The sequence below is a fragment of the Campylobacter sp. LMG 17559 genome, from assembly GCF_024723605.1.
Taxonomy (GTDB): domain Bacteria; phylum Campylobacterota; class Campylobacteria; order Campylobacterales; family Campylobacteraceae; genus Campylobacter_D.
This window is the reverse complement of the sequence record NZ_JANQCZ010000023.1, coordinates 1-7447: the sequence shown is the minus strand read 5'-3', so window position 1 is coordinate 7447 and position 7447 is coordinate 1. Positions and strand designations below refer to the sequence as shown.

Here is a 7447-nt window from a genome sequence, read left to right as displayed (position 1 = left end):
TATTTTAAAAATAGTTTATAAAATTTTCTATAAAAATCATAATGATATTTTTTTATACTATTTATTGTATTACTAATATTTGGCATTCTAAAATTTTAAAATATAGTATTTATTTTCAAAAAAATACCATATATTTACTCTGCTTTAATTTCTCCACCTTTAACAACAAGACCCTTAGAATCTATCACTACTTCTACTCCACCTGCTTTAATGATAACACAATCTGGTTTAGCATTAATCAATGTTTCTCCTACTTGTATAGTTGCCTCACTATCAGCCCTTAGATAATGAGTTGTTTTTGCATAGGTAGTGATATTATCAGCCACCATACTTGTATTTTTATCGCTTTCAAATCCCATGGATTCATTGCTTGTAAAAAGAATATTGTCTTTACTTTTACAATCTATCTCTTTTTCGCTCAAGACTTGTATTTTATTGCTTGTATTTATATTGTAATAACCTTCTATAATTTCTTTTTTGTTTCCTTTAACATTTCTAGTTTCATCTTTATGTATAATGGTATTTTTGTTTGCGCATATTTCAGTGTCTTTATTTTCTCCTATATATTCACTTGAATTTTTAGCTACTCTTAACTTGTTGTCTACTCCTACATTTAAAGTGTTAGATAATCCAACTATGGTGTCTTTAGATAAACCTACATTTATTAGATACTCAGCACCAACATTGACATTTTTAGCTAAATCTATGGTTTGCGTATGAACTTTTTTAATTCTTTCATTATAAATCCCATCCACCATAGAATCTTTATCATTTAAAATTCTTTGAGTAAAGTTGTGCTGAACCAATTCATCATAGTCTCTTTCTGCTTTTAGATAGATTTGTTCTTTATCTTTTAAGTTGGATAAAGTTAGTTCATTGTATCCTTGTTCATATACTCCTATAGTTTTAGAGCTAATGGAAGTTTTGTGATCATGGTGTGGCAACGATACAAGAGGATCATTCACCCCATTATACAAACTCCCACTAATAAAAGGTTTGTCTATATCATCATCTAAAAATGAAATAATAACTTCATCTCCAATTCTAGGTGTATGGTAAAAACCTGAATGATTGCTTGCTATATTACTAGCTACTCTTAAGAATGGACTATGGTGATACATGTTTGTTTTATTATCTAATTCTTCTTGATTAGCATAAAGATTAATCCTTACTTTTACTCTTCCATATTCATCTGTGTATATGGTATTTCTTTGATTTTCTATATTAGAATCTTCTCCTATAACTATACCCATGGTATTAATTGGAGGTTTTGGTTTAGATTTAAAACTAGGTGTAAAGGTTAAAAAAGATGGGGTAAGGGTTAAATTATTTGTATAAGATTTGCTTAGATTTAAGTCTTTAATATTTAAATTATCATTGGTATTGATAGTATTAGCTAAAATAGCATCATCAATTAAAATTTGTTCTTTTGCTATAATGGTATATTCTTTGGTGGTTTCTTCTTGAATATTAATTTTAATGCTTTCATTTAAACTAAGATGATAAATATTGCTTTTTGCTTTTAGTATATTATTAAGCATAGTATTTCTTTTTTCTTTTAGGGTAGGGGATTGTTTTAAATTAATATTTTGTGTAAAGGAATATTCACTTTCATAAGAATGCTCATTATAATGTGTATTGGCATTTTGTGCTTTAGTGCTTAAGGAATATAAACTTAAAGGTTGTTTGGAATTATTACTAGAATGAGTAAAAGCATTAGTTTGTATTTGTTTTTCTTTATTTAGTGCGTAAATACAAGTTTCATTAAGATGGTTGTTGATATTAGGATTAAAAACTATATCTTTTATTTTGCCTTTATGAGTATAAAAATCATAAAAATAAATATTATCTTTATCTTCATAAAAATAAATACCATGATTGTGTGCTAATCTTGTGATAAATTCTAAATCACTTTCATTGTATTGAGAAATCAATTCTTTAGTTTCATATATATGATGAATATTAGAAAAATCAATGTTTTTATTTAGCTTGGTGTTATAATAGGCTAAGGTTTGTTTAATTACTTCTATTATGTTTGTATGAGTATAAATACGATTTGCTTTATTAAAATCAAGTCTTATTAAAGGAGAATGCAAGTTAAACTTAAAAAAATGTTTATGGTTTAATTGTTTAAAATTTTCTTTTACAATATTGCTAGCACTACCTTGATTAACACCTAAATAGTCAACATAAGATATTATTCCCCGATAAATCATATCAATATTAGTTGAAAAGTCTATCTTTTTGTTTTCATAAGGATTTTTAATTATAAGTGAAGCTTCTTTATCAATAAGCATATTAGGATTAAATTCAATATTATCATCACTAAAAATATCATTATTGATATTTTCATAAAAACCTTCACATTCACATAAGAAGATCTGATCCAAGCTTTCTTTTATAATGGCTTTTGTGATTTTAAAATCAAGTTTGTTAATTTTTAAATTAAGATAAGAGTTGTTTGTATTCATTAAAAAAACCTTTGTTGGTATTGGGATTTATTGGGATTATTTTTAATGAAAGTGATAAGGATATTAAATAGCATATAAAGCTCATTGTTTAGCAATGAGCTTATTGTGTTACGAATTTGCTTCTCTCCAATCATCACTTCCGCTTGTTCCAGCCGCTGTATGCTCCCAAATAACTTTTCTGTAATTTAAGGATACCTTAAAAAGCTCTGTTTTGTCATGATTGTTTGCTTCTTGAGCATTTGGCATTACTAAGGTAATATCTGTAATGATAGCATCTTCTAATTTAGTTGTAAAAAAATGTTCTTGTCCACCACTTGTTGATGTTCTAAACCAATGAACTTCAACACTCGGAAGTCTTTCACCTTTTGTAAGTGCATTGTAAAGTAGAGGAACTGCTTTGTTTAGAGAGCAAGTGAAAGTAAAAGGCTTATGAACTCTTTGTCCTGATGGTTGTCCACTTTGTTGATCAACTGGAACTGTTACAATATGAGAAATTTCTTGAGCCATAATCTCGTCTTCGTGTCCTGCTTGATAGCGATTTCCTATACTTGCTTCTGTAGAAGCACCACTTGAAATAAGTCCTTGTGTTGAACCTTCGATTTTGATATATGCTGGTTGTGCCATGTTTTTCCTTATGATTATAATTTTAACTTTATATTTATATTAAAAGCTTTTAATATTTTAATACAAAATAAGTAAAAATAATATAAAATTAATAAATAGAAATAAAAATTATTTGAATTTATATTAGGAAAAATTATGTTTCAAAAAATAATGCAAATTTTAAAATCTAGGATTTTCGTAATCACATTAATACTTATTATTTTAGTTGTCTTAAGTTTATTTTTTTGGGCTTATGGTTCTTTATTTGCGTTTAATGAAATTTATGTTTTTAGTAATTCTTATTTAAGATTTGGGATAATTTTTATATTTTGGTGTTGTATTTTTTTGTTTTTCCTTTTAAAGCCTTTAAGTAATTTTATAAAATCTTTTAAGGATGACAAAAGAATAAGACTTAAAGAAATTAAAAAAGAATCTAATGAATTTTTATACAAAGCAAAAAGAAATTTCTTTATCGCATTAAAAGATGCCAAACAAACATGGAAAAAAGATATCAACACTAAAAATTTGCCTCTTGTTGTTATTGTGGGAAATGAAGGTGCTGGTAAAAGTACTTTTATAAATTATTCTGATATAGAATATCCTTTAAGTGATAGTTTAGAATCATATAAAAAGATGCATAAGTCTACCAATAATTTTAGCTTATATGTTTCCAAGAAAGGCGCTTTGCTTGATACTGAGGGAAATTATTTTTCTCAAGAAGATTTTTTTCATCCTAATAGTAGCGATGAGTTACCCGAAGATGATATAGAGAAAAATAGAGACTTTTTAATTAAAAAGAGCATTTGGCAAAATTTTTTAAAATTTTTAAATAAGAATTATTTTCATAGTAAATTAAATGGCATTATCTTAATAATTGATACTCGATTGTTTTTAGAAAACACAAAAGAATATTCTAATAATTTAATTCGTTATTTAACAAAAAGAGTGCATGAGTGTGAAAAAATTTTAGGTGTACAATTACCTATTTATGTTGTTTTTTCAAAATTAGATTTAATAGAAGGTATGAGAGAATTTTTTGATATTTTCAATGAAAAAATTCAAAAAAAAGCTTTTGGTGTAAGTTTTACAGAACATTTTAAAGAAGAAGATATTCAAAAGTCTTTTGAAGAGATAAGCAAATCTTTGTTTTTACGTTTTGTTGATAAAAATTCTTCTATATACACTATAGAGGAAAAAAATAAAATTTATTTATTTTTAAAACAGTTGGATAATTTATTTGTATTGAGCAAAGACTTTATCGTGCAACTCCAAAATGAAAATATTTTAAAAAATAGTTCAGTTTTAAGAGGGGTATATTATGTAAGTGCTTATCAAGAAAATGTGCCAAGAAATTTTATGCTTGATGCAATTTGTGAAAAGTATAATGTAAAAAAACCATTAGCTCAAGTAAAACAGTCTTTTAGCAAGCAAAGTTATTTTGTTCAGTCTTTGCTTGAAGATATTGTCTTTAAAGATTCATCGCTAAGTAGAATTAAAAGTTTTTATAAAAAGATATCGCTTGCGGGTCTAACTATATTTTTGAGTTGTATGACTTATTTTATTTCATCTTATTTTATTCTTAAAAGTGAGCAAGAAAAGAAAATATCTCAAAGTGTTTATACAGATCTTTCATTTTTGTTGAAAAATATGCAAGATTACCCCATGATGAGTATAGAAGAGAAAGCAAAATTATTAGTTGATTTAAGAAATATACTAAGTGTATATCCACAATTAATCGAAAAGGCAAGTTTGTTTGAATATTTTAGCTTAAACATAACATATAAAGGCTTTAAAAAAGCACAAAATTTATATTATAAAATTAGTGAAGATGTGTTGAAAAATACCCTGTTAAAAGAAATGGAAATAATATTACAAACTGATGATAATTATGATAACTTAATTAAAACTTTATATGTATATAAATCATTGTTTGAGCAAAAATATCTTGATAAAGATTTATTAAAAATATGGATTAATGAAAATTGGAATTTTTTAGAAAAATATAAAATTTCTAAAGAAAATTTTCTATCTGGTATCGATGAGCTTCAAAAGATTGATTTAAGCACTTCTCAGCAAGATGATATTTCGGTTAAATTATCTATTGAAAAACTATATAATGTAGCAAAAATTCAAAGAATATATACTTTACTTAACTTTATCATTCTAGATAAAAAAAATAAAGTATATAATTTTAAAAATGAATTAGGATTTGCTGCTAACAATGTTTTCTCAGAGTCTATTAAAATTGATAGTATTGAAGAAATTTACACAAAAAGAGGTATGGCTGACTTTTTGCAAACGTTAAATGTAAAAATAGATAAAGCCATTGAGATTGATTCGTGGATTTTAAATGATTTGTCAAATTCTGAAAATAGAAGCAATATGGCAATGGGAATTATTAAAATTTATTTAACGCAATATCAAAATAAATGGCAAGAAATTTTAAATTCACTTGCACCAAAAAAGTTTATTTCCAAAAGTTCTATGTTAAATGAACTTAATATACTATCTAAAAAAGAAAATCCTTTAATGAATTTTATAAAAATTGTTAGTGTAAATACTAATCTTAACGATGCTACTTTACTAACTCAAGCATATAATCTCGGTGTTAATGCTGCTGAAATAAAGACAAGTTTTATGGGGATTACCAGTTCGTTTGATGCTTATCATAAAATTATAGAACAAAATTCTATTTTAAATACGGGTGCTACTGCTGTAGGTTTAGATGTTGGAAGTCATCAAAAAACCATGGAATTAATAAATACAGATTTGTCTAATATTCATAAAAAAATAACTGACTTTACAACAAATAACTCGCAAACTATTGAGGAAAAAATAAAATACGCTTTAAGCGATAGTAAAGATTCTAGCGACCCATTTAGTTCTCTTGAACAAAATATTAAAAATTTACCAAGTGAATTGGAAAAATATTATGTAACTCTTTCTTTATATGCTTGGAATATTATAGAAAACCATGGAGTTTCTTTGTTTAATACTGTTTGGTTGAATGAGGTTTATGCACCATTTGTTAATGATATAGCTCCTTTTTATCCTTTTAATTTATTAAGTTCGCAAGATTTAAGTATAGATTCTTTTAAAAATTTCTTTGGTAAAAATGGAATTTTAAATAAGTTTTATGAAAAATATTTAACAAATGTTCTAATTAAAAGAAAAAATGTTTACTCTATTAATTCTAAATTTAGTTCAAGATTAACTTTTTCCAAAGAATTTTTGGATTTTATTACTAAGGCTGGTAATTTATCAGAGTTAATGCTAAATGCAAATGATGTAATGAGAGTGCGCTTTACTTTACAAAGTCTTGACTTAAGTGCCGATTTTTCTTTTGTAAAAGTTCAGTATAATGATACTTCTATTATATATGATCACACGTTGCATACAAAATTAGATGTTATAACTGATGAATTTAACAATGGAACTAGTTTTGATTTCACTGCATATTCTTATTTAGATGCTAATATAAATTACACAAAATCATATAAAGGAGAATGGGCTTGGTATAAATTATTACAGGAAAGTAAAAATTCAAATTCATCTTACAGTGTTTTATTTAATGACAATAAAAAAATGTATTTTGATTTCAAACTTAATAATAACAACTCAGATATTAATAATATAATTATGATATTAAGTGATTTTAAAATAGTAGAAAATATAACAAAGGCTCAAAATGATAGATAAAGAAACCATAGGATTAATAATTGAAAATATTGACGAAAATATTACGAAAACAGTAGCTTGTGTATTTGATGAAACTGGTGGACTTGTTGGATCAAGTCCAGAATGTTTATTTTGGATACAAGATAAAAATAATTCTGTTAAAGAAAAACATATGAAGATTACTTTTGAAGAAGGTTTTTTTACTATGACGCCTATAGAAGGCAGTGATATTTTTTATAATAATTCTTTTTCTAGATTGGAAGATGGTTATGAAATTATTATCAACAAAGGCGATGTTCTAAAGTTAGGCCTTATTGAGTTGCGTTTTGTTGATTCAAAAGAGATTAAACAAGAAACTTTAAAGCAAGCAAAAGAAATAAAAGAAATAGAAAAACACACACAGATGGATGAAATAGAGCTAAAACCTAGAGGAAAAATAGATGGCTTAGATTTTAAGGCAAAAGAAAACATTAAAGAACTTATTGAAACAAAAATAGATTATAGTTTTATAGAGGATAATAATATTAAAAATTCTGAAGTTATTATGGAGTCTAATTCTTCTGTTAATTTAGATTTTACTTATGAAAATATAGAAAAAATTTTAGATAAATTGCAAAATGAATTATCACAAAATCGTAAAAAAACAATACTAAATGATAATTTCCAAAAATTAAATATAGATGATTTTCAAACGG

At 25.4% G+C, this 7447-nt stretch carries 4 protein-coding genes; 2 read left to right on the top strand and 2 right to left on the bottom strand.

Annotated features, from left to right (window positions below; translation table 11 throughout):
* Positions 1-134 precede the first annotated feature (134 nt).
* Together CAMP5082_RS07975 and CAMP5082_RS07970 are read right to left on the bottom strand one after the other, a co-directional pair.
* Entirely contained in the window at positions 135-2471 is a 2337-nt protein-coding gene (locus CAMP5082_RS07975; protein WP_337206408.1) for a type VI secretion system Vgr family protein, read from the bottom strand.
* Positions 2472-2579: 108 nt separating this feature from the next.
* On the bottom strand, positions 2580-3095 hold the full coding sequence (locus CAMP5082_RS07970) for an Hcp family type VI secretion system effector (RefSeq protein WP_039626225.1): 516 nt from the start codon (positions 3093-3095) through the stop codon (positions 2580-2582).
* 135 nt (positions 3096-3230) lie between these two features.
* On the opposite strand from CAMP5082_RS07970, the gene tssM reads away from it, so the two are divergent.
* Entirely contained in the window at positions 3231-6773 is a 3543-nt protein-coding gene (gene tssM / locus CAMP5082_RS07965) for a type VI secretion system membrane subunit TssM (RefSeq protein WP_337206407.1), read from the top strand.
* Positions 6763-7447, top strand: a 685-nt coding sequence (locus tag CAMP5082_RS07960; RefSeq protein WP_337206406.1) for a hypothetical protein, incomplete at its 3' end; no start/stop codon positions are given. The genes tssM and CAMP5082_RS07960, both read left to right, overlap by 11 nt.

Bases quoted from the DNA above. Each gene is read 5' to 3' on its own strand.
- CAMP5082_RS07970 (WP_039626225.1), bottom strand. From the start codon at position 3,095: ATGGCACAACCAGCATATATCAAAATCGAAGGTTCAACACAAGGACTT.
- tssM (WP_337206407.1), top strand. From the start codon at position 3,231: ATGTTTCAAAAAATAATGCAAATTTTAAAATCTAGGATTTTCGTAATC.
- CAMP5082_RS07975 (WP_337206408.1), bottom strand. From the start codon at position 2,471: ATGAATACAAACAACTCTTATCTTAATTTAAAAATTAACAAACTTGAT.